The organism is Streptomyces sp. NPDC001700 (assembly GCF_053596435.1).
The window spans coordinates 23,479-38,913 of record NZ_JBSFGE010000010.1; the positions used below are offsets into that span (position 1 = coordinate 23,479).

16 protein-coding genes and 2 pseudogenes are annotated in these 15,435 nt (G+C 70.6%); 10 read left to right on the forward strand and 8 right to left on the reverse strand.

All coding sequences use genetic code 11. The features are described 5' to 3' along the window. Positions 1-98 precede the first annotated feature (98 nt). A complete protein-coding gene (locus ACWC5C_RS20050; RefSeq protein ID WP_450877351.1) occupies positions 99-1,118 on the forward strand; it encodes a LacI family DNA-binding transcriptional regulator in 1,020 nt (339 codons plus the stop codon). 69 nt (positions 1,119-1,187) lie between these two features. Here the strand turns inward: ACWC5C_RS20050 and ACWC5C_RS20055 are convergent, their stop codons facing one another. Further along, a complete protein-coding gene (locus tag ACWC5C_RS20055) occupies positions 1,188-2,267 on the reverse strand; it encodes an NAD(P)-binding domain-containing protein (protein WP_450877012.1) in 1,080 nt (359 codons plus the stop codon). A gap of 84 nt (positions 2,268-2,351) precedes the next feature. Here ACWC5C_RS20055 and ACWC5C_RS20060 point away from each other — a divergent pair, with 84 nt between their 5' ends. Further along, the gene (locus ACWC5C_RS20060; protein WP_450877014.1) at positions 2,352-3,272 is read left to right on the forward strand and encodes a hypothetical protein; all 921 of its coding nucleotides are present in this window, start codon (positions 2,352-2,354) and stop codon (positions 3,270-3,272) included. Positions 3,273-3,463: 191 nt separating this feature from the next. Here the strand turns inward: ACWC5C_RS20060 and ACWC5C_RS20065 are convergent. Beyond that, positions 3,464-3,583: pseudogene (locus ACWC5C_RS20065) on the reverse strand (DUF1062 domain-containing protein); the annotation flags it as partial. Positions 3,584-4,047: 464 nt separating this feature from the next. Here ACWC5C_RS20065 and ACWC5C_RS20070 point away from each other — a divergent pair. Further along, a complete protein-coding gene (locus ACWC5C_RS20070; protein ID WP_450877016.1) occupies positions 4,048-4,653 on the forward strand; it encodes a dihydrofolate reductase family protein in 606 nt (201 codons plus the stop codon). Positions 4,654-4,823: 170 nt separating this feature from the next. Here the strand turns inward: ACWC5C_RS20070 and ACWC5C_RS20075 are convergent, their stop codons facing one another. Next, the gene (locus tag ACWC5C_RS20075) at positions 4,824-5,372 is read right to left on the reverse strand and encodes a DUF1062 domain-containing protein (protein ID WP_450877018.1); all 549 of its coding nucleotides are present in this window, start codon (positions 5,370-5,372) and stop codon (positions 4,824-4,826) included. A gap of 281 nt (positions 5,373-5,653) precedes the next feature. Here ACWC5C_RS20075 and ACWC5C_RS20080 point away from each other — a divergent pair, with 281 nt between their 5' ends. From ACWC5C_RS20080 to ACWC5C_RS20090, 3 genes and pseudogenes are all read left to right on the forward strand, one after another. After that, entirely contained in the window at positions 5,654-6,223 is a 570-nt protein-coding gene (locus tag ACWC5C_RS20080) for a GNAT family N-acetyltransferase (RefSeq protein WP_385436671.1), read from the forward strand. Positions 6,224-6,295: 72 nt separating this feature from the next. Then, a pseudogene (locus tag ACWC5C_RS20085) lies at positions 6,296-6,521 on the forward strand (IS5/IS1182 family transposase); the annotation flags it as partial. Positions 6,522-6,592: 71 nt separating this feature from the next. Next, positions 6,593-6,886 carry a DUF1330 domain-containing protein gene (locus ACWC5C_RS20090; RefSeq protein ID WP_450877020.1) on the forward strand — a complete coding sequence of 98 codons (294 nt, stop codon included), beginning with the start codon at positions 6,593-6,595 and terminating at the stop codon, positions 6,884-6,886. Positions 6,887-6,960: 74 nt separating this feature from the next. Here ACWC5C_RS20090 and ACWC5C_RS20095 read toward each other — a convergent pair whose 3' ends face one another. From ACWC5C_RS20095 to ACWC5C_RS20115, 5 genes are all read right to left on the reverse strand, one after another. Further along, positions 6,961-8,115 (reverse strand): LLM class flavin-dependent oxidoreductase, encoded by a 1,155-nt coding sequence (locus ACWC5C_RS20095; RefSeq protein WP_450877022.1) that lies wholly within the window; start codon positions 8,113-8,115, stop codon positions 6,961-6,963. Continuing rightward, a complete protein-coding gene (locus ACWC5C_RS20100) occupies positions 8,115-9,152 on the reverse strand; it encodes an ABC transporter substrate-binding protein (RefSeq protein ID WP_450877024.1) in 1,038 nt (345 codons plus the stop codon). The genes ACWC5C_RS20095 and ACWC5C_RS20100 overlap by 1 nt, the downstream gene beginning before the upstream one ends. Positions 9,153-9,221: 69 nt before the next feature. Further along, positions 9,222-10,013: an ABC transporter ATP-binding protein gene (locus ACWC5C_RS20105; protein WP_450877026.1), complete on the reverse strand. Its 792-nt coding sequence runs from the start codon at positions 10,011-10,013 to the stop codon at positions 9,222-9,224. Further along, positions 9,986-10,798 (reverse strand): ABC transporter permease, encoded by an 813-nt coding sequence (locus ACWC5C_RS20110; protein WP_450877028.1) that lies wholly within the window; start codon positions 10,796-10,798, stop codon positions 9,986-9,988. Before ACWC5C_RS20110 ends, ACWC5C_RS20105 begins: the two co-directional genes overlap by 28 nt. Positions 10,799-10,905: 107 nt before the next feature. Beyond that, positions 10,906-10,989, reverse strand: coding sequence for a putative leader peptide (locus ACWC5C_RS20115; protein WP_385436813.1), 84 nt, complete (start codon positions 10,987-10,989; stop codon positions 10,906-10,908). A gap of 101 nt (positions 10,990-11,090) precedes the next feature. Between ACWC5C_RS20115 and ACWC5C_RS20120 the strand changes: the two genes are divergently transcribed. The 4 genes from ACWC5C_RS20120 (at position 11,091) to ACWC5C_RS20135 (ending at position 15,355) form a co-directional block, all read left to right on the forward strand. Then, a complete protein-coding gene (locus tag ACWC5C_RS20120; RefSeq protein WP_450877030.1) occupies positions 11,091-11,510 on the forward strand; it encodes a YjbQ family protein in 420 nt (139 codons plus the stop codon). Between the two features lie 63 nt (positions 11,511-11,573). Next, a complete protein-coding gene (locus ACWC5C_RS20125) occupies positions 11,574-12,278 on the forward strand; it encodes a Crp/Fnr family transcriptional regulator (RefSeq protein WP_450877032.1) in 705 nt (234 codons plus the stop codon). A gap of 111 nt (positions 12,279-12,389) precedes the next feature. Next, positions 12,390-13,244, forward strand: a complete 855-nt coding sequence (locus ACWC5C_RS20130; RefSeq protein WP_450877033.1) for a hypothetical protein — start codon at positions 12,390-12,392, stop codon at positions 13,242-13,244. Then, entirely contained in the window at positions 13,241-15,355 is a 2,115-nt protein-coding gene (locus ACWC5C_RS20135; protein ID WP_450877035.1) for a hypothetical protein, read from the forward strand. The genes ACWC5C_RS20130 and ACWC5C_RS20135 overlap by 4 nt, the downstream gene beginning before the upstream one ends. Positions 15,356-15,435 lie beyond the last annotated feature (80 nt).

Sequence of the window (15,435 nt, forward strand, 5' to 3'; positions counted from 1 at the left end):
GGCGGCGGGGTGGCGGCAATCACCGCCGCGTACGCCATAGCATGGGTCCCGCGGCCGAGGTGGGCCGCGGAAAGGCGGAGGCCGAGGTCGTGGGACGCATGGTGGGGATCAAGGACGTCGCACGGCAGGCGGGAGTGTCCGTCGGCACCGTATCGAACGTGATCAACCGTCCGGAGATGGTCGCCGAGGCCACCCGCGACCGGGTGCAGGCCGCCATCGAGCGGCTCGGCTACGTACGCAGCGAATCCGCGCGCCAGCTGCGCGCCGGGCGCAGCCGGATCATCTCGCTGCTGGTGCTCGACATGGCGAACCCCTTCTTCGTGGACGTGGCCAGCGGCGCCGAGCGCGCCGCCCGGGACGCGGGCCTCGGCGTCATGGTGTGCAACAGCGCGCAGAGCCCCGACGAGGAGGCCGACTACCTGGGGCTCTTCGCCGAGCACCGGGTGCGCGGCGTCCTGGTCACCCCCGCCGACGCCACCGGTGGCAACCTGGAGAACTTCCGCCGCCACGACATCCCCTTCGTCCTGGTCGACCGCGAGGTGCCCAGCGCCGAGGGCTGCTCGGTGTCGGTGGACGACATCGAGGGCGGCGCGCTCGCCATCCGCCATCTGCTCGCCCAGGGACACCGCGGGCTGGTGTACGTCAGCGGCCCGATGCAGCTTCCGCAGTGCCAGGACCGCCGCGCCGGGGCGCTCGCCGCGCTCGCCGAGGAGGGCCTGCCGCCGGAGGCGCTGCTGCACATCGAGGCCGCCCGGCTGGACGTGGCCGCGGGCCGCGACGCCGGGGCCCGGCTGCTGGGCATCTCACCCCGGCCGACGGCGGTGTTCTGCGCGAACGACCTGCTGGCGCTGGGCGTCCTCCAGGCGCTCTTCGCGGCCGGGGTGTCGGTGCCGGGCGACGTGGCGCTGGTGGGGTACGACGACATCGAGTTCGCCGCGGCCGCGGCGGTGCCGCTGACCTCGGTGCGCCAGCCCGCGTTCCGGATGGGGCGCACGGCGGCGGAGCTGCTGATCGAGGAGACGGGCGAGGACGCCGACGCCCACCGCCACCAGCGGATCGTCCTCCAGCCGGAGCTGGTCGTACGGGACTCGACGCTGGCGGCGAAGCCGGGCGCCTGAGCGGCGGGCTGTTCCCGGGGCGCGGTGCCAGTGACGGGCGCCGCGCGCCGTACGCCTCGGCCCGGCGGGTCAGACGACGGCCGGGGTGGCCGCCCCGTTCAGCAGCGCCCGGATGTCCTGTACGGCGGCGCGGCCCGCCCGGTTCGCCCCGATCGTGCTGGCCGACGGCCCGTAGCCGACCAGATGCACGCGCGGGTCCCGGACGGCGCGGGTCCCCTCGACGGCGATCCCACCGCCCGGCTCGCGCAGCCGCAGCGGGGCGAGATGGTCGATCGCGGCACGGAAACCGGTGGCCCACAGGATGACGTCCGCCGCCACCGTGCGGCCGTCCGCCCAGCTCACCCCGGACGGAGTGATCCGGTCGAACATCGGCAGCCGGTCCAGCACACCGCGCGCGCGGGCCCGCTCCATCGCCTCCGTCATGGGCAGCCCGGTCACCGACACCACGCTCTGCGGCGGCAGCCCCCGCCGCACCCGCTCCTCCACCAGCGACACCGCCTCCCGGCCCTGGTCCGCGCCGAACGGCCCGGTGCGGAAGACCGGCGGGCGGCGGGTGACCCAGGTGGTGGCGGCCGCCACCTCGGCGATCTCCAGCAGATGCTGCACCCCGGACGTCCCGCCCCCGACGACGATCACCCGCTGCCCGGCGAACGCCTCGGGGCCCGGGTACCGCGCGGTGTGCAGCTGCCGCCCCCGGAAGGTCTCCTGCCCCGGGTAGCGCGGCCAGAAGGGGCGGTCCCAGGTGCCGGTGGCGTTGATCAGCGCGCGGGCGGACCACGTCCCGGCCGAGGTCTCCACCCGTAGCCCGCCGTCGTCGGTGTCCCGTACGGCGGTGACGTGCACGGGCCGCACGACCCGCAGGTCGAAGGCGCGCTCGTAGCGTGCGAAGTACGCCGGGATCACCTCGGACGACGGCCGCTCGGCAGGGGCGTCGTCGCTGGTCAGCCGCATCCCGGGCAGGTCGTACATCCCGTGCACCTTGCCGTACGTCAGCGACGGCCACCGGAACTGCCACGCCCCGCCGGGCGCGGGGGAGTGGTCGAGCACCACGAATCCGGTGCCCGGCTCGTACCCGGCCCTCCGCAGGTGATGCGCGCCGGACAGCCCGGCCTGCCCGGCGCCCACGACCACGACGTCCACCTTGTTCATGCTTCTGCCAACTCTCCTGCGGCGCCGGATCTTCCCGGTGTGGGGCGGTAAGGTCCAACTCTCGCTGACAGAAGGGGGATCGCTGTGAGGTTCCATCGCCTGCGGTGGCCGGTCGCCGCACTGCTGGCCACGGTGGCCGTGGCGGGCTGCGGGTCCGGCGCCACGACCGGGTCATCCGGCGAGAAGAGGGGCGTGCCGCAGGTCAAGGAGGCGAAGGATCTGCCCCGGCTGCCCATCGACCGGTACCGGCTCGGCGAGCGGGCCTCGAAGGACTTCGACGCGGCGCGGGATCGCCTCGCCCAGCGCTGCATGGTGGGCCTGGGCTTCACCGACTTCCCCCTGGACCCGAAACCCCCGAAGAGCTACGGCGGGGGGTCGTCGCTCCTGGCGGTCAGCGTGTCGGAAACGCCGCTGGGCCCGCTCGACCTCGACCGGGCGAAGCGGTGGGGCTACGGCTGGGCTTCGAAGACGAATCCGCTGGGCCTGCCCGGGCCGAAGGGCCGCGCCATGACGGACAAGGAGTACGCGGCCCTGTACGCCCTGTCATCCGGCTCCGGCGCCCCCAAGGGCGGCTGCTCCGGGCAGGGGGACACGCGGCTGCTCAAAGGCGTGGCGGACGCCAACCGCATGTGGACGTATCCGGATCGGCGCGCGAAGCGGCTGAAGGGGGCGGTGGCCAAGGACCGCCGTATCCGGCAGGCGTTCGCCACCTGGTCGGACTGTGTCGCGGACAAGGGGATCAAGCGATACGGGAACCCGGAGGCCGCGCGGGAGGACAAGGCCTGGGACACCGGCCGCGACGGCGACACCACCCACACCAAGCGGGAAGTGGCCACCGCCGTCGCGGACATCGAGTGCAAGCGGAAGCACAACACCCTCGGGGTGTGGTGGTCCGTGATGAAGGAGCGCCAGCGGACCGACATCGCCCGGCACAAGGCCGCGTACGAAGCGGTCCGCCGGGACCTGGACACCCTGCGGGCCAACGTACGCTCGGCCGCCGACTAGGGCCTGTCCGGCGGATCGGATACTGCCGGACAGGCCCGGGACTGCGATCAGTCGCACCGGCCGCACAGGTATCCACGCCGCACAGCGGACCGAGACGTGGCCACCCCCGGCACAGGCGCCCACCGGCCGCGGTGTGCCCGGTGCGGCGGCGGACCGTACGGCGACTGCCAGGCCGGCCGCTCGGTTCGCGCGAGGAGCCAGGCGTTGAGGAGCTTGTGGTTCGCAGTGACGCGGAATGTGCCGTTCACTCGGAAGTGCTCGGACGCGCACGTGTGGCATCGGCGGAGACCGATCGGCAGGCAGATGGGCACGACCGCCCAGTTTTTGGACACAGAGTTACACCGGTTCCAGTGAGAAGACCGCAGCGAAAAGGAGCACGGCGCACATGTGCGACGCGCGACGGATCAGCGCTTGGGTGTGCTCACTTGGTGTACAACGGCGTGTCCTTGGCAGGGTGACTGTGGGCGGGAGCACGGTAACGGCACACGGGGGCGCGGTTCCACAGATTTTCGGGCGGGTGGCGATGCCTGGCGGTGGGCGCCCGCACCACCCTCCGCCCACCGGACAGCACGCCTAGGACCTGTCGTTTGGATCATCCCGGCGGCGTGGGGTCTGGAGTGCACATCTGCGGATCAGACCCCCTCGGGTCGGCCAAGAGGTACCGCACTTCACAGCCGGGGTGATCCAGGCGACGGCCCTGGTGCTGCGCCGCGGAAGTTCCGCCGATGAGTTTCCGGTGGCTGTGCGGTCTACCCGTCGACGAAGGGAGCGCACCATGCGCAAGATCATCGTTTGCACGTTCCTGACGCTGGATGGCGTCATGCAGGCGCCGGGCGGTCCGGACGAGGACACTCAGAGCGGCTTCGAGCACGGCGGCTGGCAGAAGCCGGTGGCCGACGACGAGGTCGGCACGGCCATCGCCGGTTGGTACGAGTCCTCCGACGCGATGCTGCTCGGCCGCAAGACGTACGAGATCTTCGCGTCGTACTGGCCGACCGCCGATCCCGACAACCCGTTCACCCATCGGATGAACAGCATGCACAAGTACGTGGCGTCTCGGACCCTGACATCCGTCGAGTGGCAGAACTCCACGCTGCTGGAGGGCGACATCGTCGATGCCGTACGCAAGCTGAAAGCGTCCGACGGCGGCAACATCAACGTCGTGGGCAGTGGCGACCTCGCCCAGACCCTCATGCGGCACGACCTCGTCGACGAGTACCGGCTGACCATCCATCCGGTGATCATCGGCACCGGCAAGCGGCTGTTCGCCGACGGAGCGATCCCCACTGCGCTGGAGCCGGCCAGCGTCTCGACGACGAAGGGCGGCACCATCGTCGGCGTCTACCGGCCGAACGGTAAGCCCAGCTACGACAGCTACTAGGCGGCATCGTTCGGATCACCGAGCCATGTCTGACATCTCAACGGGCCCCACGTCGCCGCCGGTTGGCGCCACCGCTTCAGCCAGCGCTTCTACGCGGGAGCGATCCGGAGCGATCTGACGCCGGGTAGCGGGCACCGGTTGCCGAGCCGGGAGGGCTGGGTGCGCCGGGCTCAGCGCTTGAGCAGGAAGGTGAAGTCGCCGGAGTGTTTGACGCTTAGCCGCACGGCCGAGACGAGTGCGCCCCCCGTGATCAGACTCTCGACCTCGGTCCGTGACAGACCAAACCCTTCGGCGATCAGCCGCACCGGCCGGACAGGAATCCGCGCCGCGAAGCGGACCGAGACATCGATCACCTCGTGGTCCAAGTGATCCGGTCTGCCCGTGTCGAGACGCCAGGCTCCGTCCCAGTCGAGGGCGATGCGGTTACGGCGCCGCACGACCGGATCCTGCAGCAACTCGGCTGCCAGACCGGGATCGTTGTCGTGCATCCGCTCCAGCAGATCAGGCCGTACGGAGCGGATGTTCATGCGCTCCAGGACCGTGATCTTCGTGGTGTTCCCGCAGTCGGAACAGAGCGCGAGGAGCCAGGCGTCGATGAGCTTGTGGTTGGCATTGACGCGGAACTTGCCGCTTGTCCGGAAGTGTCCGGAAGCGCACCTGTGGCAACGGCGGAGAACGATGGGCAGGCAGGTGGGTGTGAGCACCCAGTTGATGAGCAAAGAAGTACACCGGTTTCAGTGAGAAAGTCCGCAGCAAGAACCAGCACGGCGCGCAGTGCGCGACGCGCGACGAATCAGCGCTTGGGAGGTCTCACAGGGTGTACAAGGGCTCTTCCTCGCCTCGACGACTTGGTCCGACAGCACGGTAATGACGCGCAACGGGGCCGTGCCACCGGTTTTCGGGCGTCTCGCCCAACGACTGCTGCCGCCGCCACCGCGTCAACTCGGGCTGCCCATATATTCGTTTGCCGTAGGCGAGCCAAGTCGGATAGGAAGCCCGCATGCTAAAGGGCGGCAAGATCGGGCTGAGGGCCCGGCACGAGGACGACATCCCCACTCTGCGGACCGAGCTCTACGACGACGTGGTCAACTCCGCGCGGGCCGAGGCCGGGCCGTGGCGGCCGATCTCACCCGGTTCGAAAGACTCACGGCTCGTGGTAGACGACACGGCGCAAGGCAGCGTCGCGTTCTCCGTGGTGGAGCTGGAAGGAGGCGCCCTGGTCGGCACCGCGACGCTGTGGAGCATCGACAACCACCACCGGTCCGCCCACATCGGACTCGGGCTACTGCCGGCGGCGCGCGGCAAGGGCTACGGCACGGACGTGGTCGCGACGCTCTGCTACTACGGTTTCGTGGTCCGCGGCCTGCAGCGGCTGCAGATCGAGACACTGGCGGACAACCACGCCATGCTGCGCTCCGCCGAACGCAACGGCTTCATCCGCGAGGGCGTGCTGCGCTCCTCGGCGTGGGTGCTGGGCGAGTTCTTGGACGAGGTACTCCTCGGGCTCCTCGTTCAGGACTGGAAACCGGTCTCGGGGAACAACGGCACAGCCATTAACGCTAAGGAATGATCTTGGCCAGTAGGGGCCCCGCCGCGTGACGGGCGCGAATCGAGCCGTTGCTCCCGACCGGACGCCGAAGCGCCCGACCACGCCATCGGCCGGTCACGCGGCGGACTGACCACGAAGATCCACCTCGCAGCGGATGCCCGGTGCCGCCCCCTCGCGTTCGTGCTCACTGCCGGACAGGCCGGTGATGCCCCTGGCCTTCCCTCACGTCATGGCCCGCCTCCGGGTTCCCCGACGGCGTGGCCGTCCGCGCACCAGGCCGGACATGGTCCTGGCGGGCAAGGCCCACTCATCCCGCGGCATCGTGATCACTTCGGCCGGTTCGGTGGTACCTTCCAGGACATCTGTCCGACAAGAGACATGGGGGGCGAAATGCCTGCGTATGTCATTTCCGAGGTCGAGGTGCTCGACGAGTCGCGCGCCGCTGCCTACCGAGAGCTGGCCACTGCCTCGATCGCCCAGTACGGCGGCCGCTTCCTCGCCCGGGGCCGCCGTCCGGACGCGGTGGAGGGGGAGTGGCCGGAGGAGCGCAGGATGGTGATCCTGGAGTTCCCCTCCATGCCCGAGGCTCGCCGCTGGTACGCGTCGCCCGAGTACGCCGAGGCGCTGGAGATCCGCGAGGACGCCCTGGACCGCAGGCTGCTGTTCGTCGAGGGCGGGTCCTGACCACACGGGCGGGTCCTGACCACACGGGCGGTCCTGACCCCAACGGCGGGCCCGGTCACGGACGTTCGTACGGCCTACCGGCCCCCGGCGACCAGCAGTGGCGCGCCGCCCGGGGCCGGGATGTCCGCCACCAGGCCGCGCGAGGCCAGTTCCGGTGTCACGCCCTCGCCGAACCAGTACGCCTCCTCCAGGTGCGGGTAGCCGGAGAGGATGAAGTGCTCGACGCCCAGGGCGTGGTACTCCTCGATCCGGTCGGCCACCTCCGCGTGGCTGCCCACCAGGGCCGTGCCCGCGCCGCCGCGCACCAGCCCGATCCCCGCCCACAGGTTGGGCGAGATCTCCAGCTTGTCGCGCGAACCGCCGTGCAGGGCCAGCATCCGCTGCTGGCCGACCGACTCGCTGCGCCCCAGGGCCTGTTGGGCCCCGGCGACCGCCTGCGGGTCGAGATCGTCCAGCAGCCGGTCGGCGACGGCCCACGCCTCGCGCGAGGAGTCACGCGCGATGGTGTGCAGCCGGATGCCGAACCGGACCTCCCGGCCCTCCCGCTCCGCGAGGCCCCGGATCCAGTCGATCTTCTCCTTGACCTGGGCGGGCGGTTCGCCCCAGGTCAGATAGACATCCGTGTGCCGGGCGGCGACCGGTCCGGCGGCCGGGGAGGAGCCGCCGAAGAAGATCTGCGGCAGGGGGTCCGGCGGTACGGCGGTCAGTCCGCCCGCGACCTGGTAGTGCTCGCCGTCGAAGTCGTAGGGCTTGCCGCCCCACACACCCCGTACGACCTCCAGGAACTCCGCCGTGCGGGCGTATCGCTGGTCATGGTCGAGATGGTCGCCGAAGCGCCGCTGCTCGGCGGAGTCACCGCCGGTGACGATGTTGAGCAGCAGCCGTCCACGGGTGATCCGCTGGTACGTCGCCGCCATCTGCGCGGCCAGCACCGGTGAGATCAGCCCCGGCCGGAAGGCCACCAGGAACTTCAGCCGCTCGGTGTGCTGGGCGAGCGCGGCCGTCGTCAGCCAGGCGTCCTCGCACCAGGTGCCGGTCGGGGTCAGCACCGCCTCGAACCCCAGGTGTTCGGCGGCCTTGGCGATCTGCGTGAGGTAGTCGATGTCCGGTGTCCGGACGCCCCTCACCGGGGTGATGCGCGAGCGGTCACCGCCGGTGTAGGCGTGCCGGTCGACGAGGCTGCGCCCGTCTCCGCCCGTGGGCAGGAACCAGTGGAGATGGGCGGACATCAGGAGCCCTTCGGGAAGGTGCGCGGCGCGGTGCTGGACGGCGGCAGACCGCCGTTGAAGCGGGTGTCCACGTAGTCGGCGAAGTTGAAGCGGCGCGGGGTGAGCTTCAGCTTGGCGAACGTGTCCGCGATCTGCTGCTCGGAGGCGATGGCGGGCTTGTCGACGGCGGTGTACACCCGAGTGCCGTTGGTCCGCTTCACGGAGTCCAGCGCCACCTGGTACGGCAGCCCGGTCTCCTTGCCCCACACCTTGGCCCACGCCTCGGGGTGCTTGTAGACCCAGTTCTGGGCCCGGCGCAGCCGCTCCAGGTAGTCCTTGATGACCTTCGTCTTCTTCTTGTCGTCGAGGGAGGTCGGGTTGGCGACCTGGAAGTTGAGGCCGTTGGTCACCCCCTTGCCAGTGGTGATGGCCCGCGCGTCCGCCTGGCGCTCCGCCTGTGCGGTGTACGGGTCCCAGATGGCCCAGGCGTCCACCTTGCCGCCCTTGAAGGCCGCCAGCGCGTCGGCGGGCTGCAGGAAACTGACCTTCACGTCCTTGATCGAGAGCCCGGCCTTCGCGAGCGAGGCGACGAGCTGGTAGTGGGCCGAACTGCCCTGCGCCACCGCCACGTTCTTGCCCTTGAGGTCGGCGGTCTTCTTCAGCGGCGAGCCCTTCTTCACCACGATCGCCTCGCCGTCGGCCGTGCCGTGCTTGGCGCCCACGATCTTGATCTTGGACTTGGCGGCCGCGGCGAAGACGGGCGGGGTGTTGCCGACGCCGCCGATGTCCACGGCCTTGGCGCTCACGGCTTCCAGGATCGGCGGACCGGAGGTGAACGTCGACCACTTGATCTTGTACGGGAGGTTCTTCAGCTCACCGGCGGCGCGCAGCACCGCCTCGTCATTGCCCTTCTGGTCGCCGACGTTGAGCGTCACATCGCCCTTGCCGTCGACGTGGCCGCCGGAGCCGGAGGACGCGTTCTGGGTGTTCGAGCTGACGCATGCGGACAGCGGCAGAGCGAGGGAGATGAGCAGGGCCGGGGCGATTCGCCGTCTCATGTCAGCGGGGTTCCGTTCGTGAGGGTCGTACAAGAGGGGACGGGGGGTGAGGGGTGGTGACGCGACTGGTTACGCGACCTTCTCCACCTCGGCGGTCTCGGGCGCGTCCACGCCCAGCCGGTCCAGCAGTTCGGCGCGCAGGTCCGTGAGATACGGATCGCCGATGTCACGCGGCCGGTCCCGGTTCACCCGGACCTCGTGCGCGATGACACCGCCGTCCATCACCAGCACCCGGTCGGCGAGCAGCAACGCCTCCTCGACGTCGTGCGTCACCAGCAGCACCGCGCAGCCGCGCCGCTGCCACAACTCGGCGACCAGCCGCTGTGCGGTGATCCGGGTCAGCGCGTCCAGCGCGCCGAACGGCTCGTCGAGCAGCAGCAGATCGGGTTCGCGCACCAGCGCCCGGGCCAGCGAGGCGCGCTGCGCCTCGCCACCGGACAGGGTCTTGGGCCACGCGTCGGTCCGGTGGCCGAGCCCGACCTCCTCCAGCGCCTTCTCGGCGACCTCCCGCCCCGGGCGGCCGGGAAGCCCGAGCAGCACATTGCGCCACACCTTCTTCCACGGCATCAGCCGCGGCGCCTGGAAGGCCACGGCCTTGCGGCGCGGCACCAGTACCTCGCCCTCGATCTCCCGGTCGAGTCCGGCCAGTACGCGCAGCAGCGTCGACTTGCCGCAGCCGCTGCGGCCGAGCAGCGCCACGAACTCGCCCTGCTGGATGGTCAGTTCGAGGTTGTCGATGACGGCGCGGCCGTCGAAGGAGCGGGTGAGCGAGCCGACCCGTACCGCCGCGTCGTCCGTGGCTTCCTTCGTCAGCGCGTTCACTGTGGGCGGGGTCACTTGCCGGTGAAGGTCGGTCGCCATTGCAGCAGCAGCCTCTCCAGAGTGCGGACGATGAAATCGGCGAGCAGGCCGAGGGCGGCGTAGACGATCAGGCAGACCACGATCACATCGGTCTGGAAGAACTCCCGCGCGCGGTTGAGCAGGAAGCCGATCCCGTCGTCCGCGTTGATCGTCTCGCCGAAGACCAGCGCCAGCCAGGCCGTGGCCAGCGAGTACCGCAGCCCGGTCATGGCCCCGGGCAGCGCCCCCGGCAGGACGACATGGCGGATCAGCCCCCAGCGCCCGAGCCCCAGCGCGTTTCCGGCCTCGATGAGCTGCGCGTCCACGCCGCGGATGCCCGCGTACACGTTCAGATACAGATGGAACGCGACACCGAGCGCGATGAGCGCGATCTTCGGCGCCTCGCCGATGCCCATCCAGATGATGAACAGGGGGATCATCCCGACCCAGGGGATGCTGCGCAGCATCTGCACGGTCGCGTCGACCAGGTCCTCACCGAGCCGCGAAAGACCGGAGACCAGCGCCAGCCCGACCCCGACGATCCCGCCGATGACCAGCCCGTTCAGCACCCGCTGCACCGACACCAGCATGGCGTGCGGCAGCGTGCCGTCCTCGAGCAGACCGGAGGCGGTACCGGCGATGGTGCCGGGCGCGGCGAGCATGTCGGCGGGCAGCACACCGGTCGCGCTGCACACCTGCCAGAGCACCAGCAGAAGAAGAGGACCGGTCGTGCGGCGCAGCCAACGGGGTACGGTGCGGCGGCGCGCGGACAGGGGCACGACCGGTTCGAGAAGAACCGGGGACACGGGGACTCCAGGGAGGGGATACGCCTCGGCGCCCGCACGGCATGACGTGTTCAGCGGTCAGCGCGGTACGGCGAGAACGAGAAAAGGGGGGGAGGTACGCGAAAAAGTCAGCAGGCGCCGGGACACGTGGCGGACGCCACCCGCAGCAGGTCGATATGACCGCGCGTGGTGAGCAGGGCTGACGTAGGCATGTCCTCGAAGCTAGCGACGACGTCCGACACAGGTCAACGGTGTCTTGCCCCTCGGACCTTTGTTGCGGGAGTTTTAAGCGAGCACGTACGAGGATGGAGACATGGCTACTTTCCGCACCCACACACTCGACATCACCACCGGCGGCACCGAGACCGTCGCCGACCTCACCGCCGACTGCGAGGCGTATCTGCGCGAGGTGGCGCGGGGCGCCGATGGCCTGCTCAACGTCTTCGTCCCGCACGCCACCGCCGGTATCGCGATCCTCGAAACGGGCGCGGGCAGCGACACCGACCTCCTCGCCGCCCTCCGCGACCTGCTCCCCGCCGACGACCGCTGGCGCCACCGCCACGGCTCCCCGGGCCACGGCCGCGACCACGTCCTCCCGGCCATCGTCCCGCCCCACGCCACCCTCCCGGTCATCGGCGGCACCCTGGCGCTCGGCACGTGGCAGTCGGTGTGCCTGGTCGACACCAACGGCGACAACCCGCGCCGTCAGGTCAGGCTGTCGTTCCTCGGCTGACCCCGCAGTCCGCCGGGCGGCGCCCGAGCCGCCCGACCCGTACGCGAACGAGAGAGGTTGCTGGTGGATACCGGTGGCACGACCGGAGCCAGTCGTCTGGACGATCAGGTTCCGTTCCTCGCCCGGCTGGAACACCCGGAGCGGGTCCTCCTGTTGGAGCTGGGACGTCCCGTGAAGTACGGCCCGCGCACGGTCCTGGTCCGGCAGGATGATCCGTCCACCCATGTGATCCTCATGGTCGGCGGCTGGACCAAGGTCACCCACACGGCGGCGAACGGCTATGAGGCCCTCCTCGCGCTGCGCGGTCCGGGCGACATCGTCGGCGAGGCTTCCGCCGTGAGCGGCCGCCCTCGCTCGGCCACCGTGACGGCTCTTGACGATGTGGCGGCCGTCACGATCGAGCGTGACCGCTTCCTGGCCCATCTCGCGGCCCATCCGGCGACCTCCCTCCAGCTCCTCAGCCTGACCGCGGACCGGACCCGGGCCAGTGACCGGCAGCGCGTGGAACAGGGCGCGCTCGGAGCCCGGGAGCGGTTGTCCCTCCTGCTCCTGGACCTGGCGCGCACGCATGGCGCGCAGGTACCCGAAGGCGTGCGGCTGACCAGCGGCCTCAGCCAGCACGAACTGGCGGGCTCGGTGGGAGCTTCGCGTGAAGCGGTGGCCCGGCTGCTGAGGGAGTTGCGGGAACGAGGCATCGTACGGACCGGCCGCCGAGGGCTGGTGATCGTCCGTCCGGATCAGCTGCGTCTGATCGGACGTGGCGGTTAGCCCTTGTGCGTCATCGGTCACAGAAGGTGTGTGACAACGTCCCTCCTCCGATGTCAGACCCTCAAGGGATAGTGCTGCGGACCGAGTTCGAGCCGTCTCCGAGAGGCACGCATGACACTGGCCCTGACAGAACCCGTCAACCGCACCATCCTGCTGCTGGACATCGAGAACTTCAGCCGCCGGGACGACGTGGAGCAGACGTTCCTGCGCCGCAGCCTGCACAGCCTGGTCGAAGACGCCCTCGCCGCGGCCGGTGTCGAGCCGAACATGCAGTACCGGGAGGATCGGGGGGACGGGCTGATCATCCTGGTCAGCGCCGAGGTCCCGAAGACGGCGCTGCTGCGCTCGCTGCTGGTCACGGTCCCGGACTCGCTGAGCGCGTACAACCGCCTGGCGTCCAGCAGCGCCCAGATGCGGCTGCGGATGGTCCTGGCTTCCGGTGAGGTGGCCCTCGACCCCTACCGCGGCACGGTCGGCGGGCTCGTCGGTCACGACCTGAACCAGTCCTGCCGACTTCTCGACGCCGACGTCCTGCGCGAAGCGCTCAAGCAGCGTGACGAGGACTGCGTGCTGTGCGTGTCGGCACCCGTGTACCACGGCGTCGTCCGTCACGGTCACCGCGGGCTGCGGGCAGCGGACTTCCACCACGTCGACGTGGCGGTGAAGAAGGACCGGCTCGAAGCGTGGCTGCACGGACCGCTCCCGCGAGCCACCGCCGCCACCGCGCCGGATTCGGCTCGGCGGGACGGCTCCCCGGGCGCGGCCCGGGAAGCGGGAGAGGACGCCGCAGAACGGCCCTCCGCACCGAGCGGTACGGACACCGGCGGAGCGCGGATCACCGTCAACGGCGGTTCCTTCGGGGGCAGTCTGGTCGGCGGCGATCAGACGGGCGTGAGCGGCGGCAACGTCACAGGCGACGTCGTGCTGGGGAGCGTCCGGCATGAGAACAACGGCGGGCGGGCATGAGCGAGCAACCGGCCGCCGAGGAGAAGGCCGACCAGCACCTCGACGAGACCGCTCCGGGTTCCGAGGAGTCAGAGCAGGCGAACGAGCAGCGGCCCGAGGAGGAGAACGACCGCCCCCAGGACCCGTGGGCGGCCCGGCGCGAACTCCACCGCCACGCGCCGACCGCCATCGGGGGCAGCCTGGTCGGCGGCGATCAGACGGGTGTGAGCGGCGGCAGCGTCACGGGCGATGTCGTTCTGGGCACGAAGATCGAGCAGCACCACTACCGCTTCGGCTCCGCCACCCACACTTCTGGTTCCATCCCCGACAGCGAACTCGCTGATCTGGCACAGGTGTTCGCGGGTTACGAGGAGCTGGTGCACCCGCTGGTGGACCGGCTGCGCGAGCAGCGGGTCCTCGTGCTGTCCGGCGCCCCCTTCAGCGGCCGGCGCAGCGCCGCCCTGATGCTGCTGCACGCCCTGGACGCCGTACCGGTACGAGCCCTCGACCCGAAGACCAGGCCGACCGCGCTCAACGAGCAGGTGACCGGCGACACGCGCGGCTACCTCGTCCTCGACCTGGTGACCGACCACGATGCCCCGCTGCGCGACATCGACCTGTGGTCCCTGCGGGACGAACTCAAGGAGAAAGACGCCTACCTGGTCATCACCGTTGACCTGTTCGCCGTCCTGCACGGTGTCGACGCCGTCGAGTGGCACCCGCCGTCCCCCGAGTCCGTCCTTCGCTCACATCTGCACCACCTGGTGGACGATCCGCCACGCGAACGCGAACTGCTCGGCCTGTCACCCGCCCAGGAATTCCTCGGCCGGACCGACCACCAGCTGCGCGAGGCCGCGGAGTTCGCGAAGGCCTTGGCCGACCACGCGAAGGACGGGCGAAGCCTTGAGGAATTGGCCGCCTTCGGCTGGTTGATGATCCAGGAACAGGTGCGGGAGTGGTTCGGGGGCGACGAGGCCGACCTGCGGGACAAGGCGTTCCTGATCTCCCTCGCGGCGTTCGACGAGGCCGCTTACGCGCTGACCGCCGAGGTCAGCGACGACCTGTACGCACAGTTCCAGGGCACCGAGGACGCCAACCGGAGAGCTAGGGTCGGCGTCTTCGGGACATCCATCACCAAGCGATTGCGGCTCGCCCGTGCCACCGCGTACTGGCAGGAGGAGCACACCGAATGGGGGCCAGTCACCCAGCGCATGGCCCGCTTCCAGGAAGGCAGGGTCGCCGCCGAGGTGCTGCGCGAGGTGTGGACCGGCCACCCCTCGGCACGCCCAGGCCTGATCCGCTGGCTCCAGCGGCTGGCGAACGACGGCCGGCCGCTGGTGCGCACCAGGGCGGCGGTGGCCGCGGCGGTGCTGGCCCAGGCGGACCTGCCGTCGGCGATGGCGCTGCTCATCGAGGGGTGGGCGAAGTCCAAGCGCTACCGCGACTGCCTGGTGGCCGCCAACGCCCTCGCGACGGCGCACGCCGTAGGCGCCCCGAACATCCCCGCGATCCTGCGGACCTGGTGCGACAGCGACGCGTCCGAGCCACGGCTGCGGTGGACGGCGATCCGTGGTTACGCCCTGGTGGGGGCGGTGATGCCGCGCGAGGCGCTCGCGGCGCTGGCGGACGCCGCCCGGACGGGGGAGGACGAGCAGGAGGCCCGGCACATCGCGGAGTCCGTCGCGCTGCTGCTCACCGATGAGTCGCCCGCGGTCCGCCAGCAGGTACTGCGGGACATGGTCGAACTGTTGGGGGACGGGCCGCCGGTCAGGCGGCTGGCGCTGCAGGCCTTCGTGCTGGCCTGCACGCACACCGACGACCTGCTGATCCTGCGGTGGTACGCGACGGCCGGTGAGGTGGGCGACCCCGAGGACGCCCGTCAGCTCGCCCAGCTGTGGCGCACGGTCCTGAACGACATGCGCTACACCGGTGAAGCACTGAAGGCGTTGGGCGACTGGGTCCGCGAGGCGGACCAGGACCCGGAGGCCGAACGTCACTTGGCGGTGCTGCTTCCCGCTCTCGCCGTCACCGGAGACGACCGGAAACGCATCGGACACCTCCTCGCGACGCTGCGCGACCGACGTGGCGACGCCCCACTGCCGGTGGCAGCCCGTCTGTCGGCCGCGCTGTAGGCGCCGCGGGTCCGGCATCCCACTTCTCTCACCCCTCATCCCTCATCCACGAAGTACTGGAACGCAGACCAAGGAGACAT

Bases quoted from the DNA above. Each gene is read 5' to 3' on its own strand.
- ACWC5C_RS20050 (WP_450877351.1), top strand. From the start codon at position 99: ATGGTGGGGATCAAGGACGTCGCACGGCAGGCGGGAGTGTCCGTCGGC.
- ACWC5C_RS20055 (WP_450877012.1), bottom strand. From the start codon at position 2,267: ATGAACAAGGTGGACGTCGTGGTCGTGGGCGCCGGGCAGGCCGGGCTG.
- ACWC5C_RS20070 (WP_450877016.1), top strand. From the start codon at position 4,048: ATGCGCAAGATCATCGTTTGCACGTTCCTGACGCTGGATGGCGTCATG.
- ACWC5C_RS20080 (WP_385436671.1), top strand. From the start codon at position 5,654: ATGCTAAAGGGCGGCAAGATCGGGCTGAGGGCCCGGCACGAGGACGAC.
- ACWC5C_RS20090 (WP_450877020.1), top strand. From the start codon at position 6,593: ATGCCTGCGTATGTCATTTCCGAGGTCGAGGTGCTCGACGAGTCGCGC.
- ACWC5C_RS20095 (WP_450877022.1), bottom strand. From the start codon at position 8,115: ATGTCCGCCCATCTCCACTGGTTCCTGCCCACGGGCGGAGACGGGCGC.
- ACWC5C_RS20100 (WP_450877024.1), bottom strand. From the start codon at position 9,152: ATGAGACGGCGAATCGCCCCGGCCCTGCTCATCTCCCTCGCTCTGCCG.
- ACWC5C_RS20105 (WP_450877026.1), bottom strand. From the start codon at position 10,013: ATGGCGACCGACCTTCACCGGCAAGTGACCCCGCCCACAGTGAACGCG.
- ACWC5C_RS20115 (WP_385436813.1), bottom strand. From the start codon at position 10,989: ATGCCTACGTCAGCCCTGCTCACCACGCGCGGTCATATCGACCTGCTG.
- ACWC5C_RS20120 (WP_450877030.1), top strand. From the start codon at position 11,091: ATGGCTACTTTCCGCACCCACACACTCGACATCACCACCGGCGGCACC.
- ACWC5C_RS20130 (WP_450877033.1), top strand. From the start codon at position 12,390: ATGACACTGGCCCTGACAGAACCCGTCAACCGCACCATCCTGCTGCTG.
- ACWC5C_RS20135 (WP_450877035.1), top strand. From the start codon at position 13,241: ATGAGCGAGCAACCGGCCGCCGAGGAGAAGGCCGACCAGCACCTCGAC.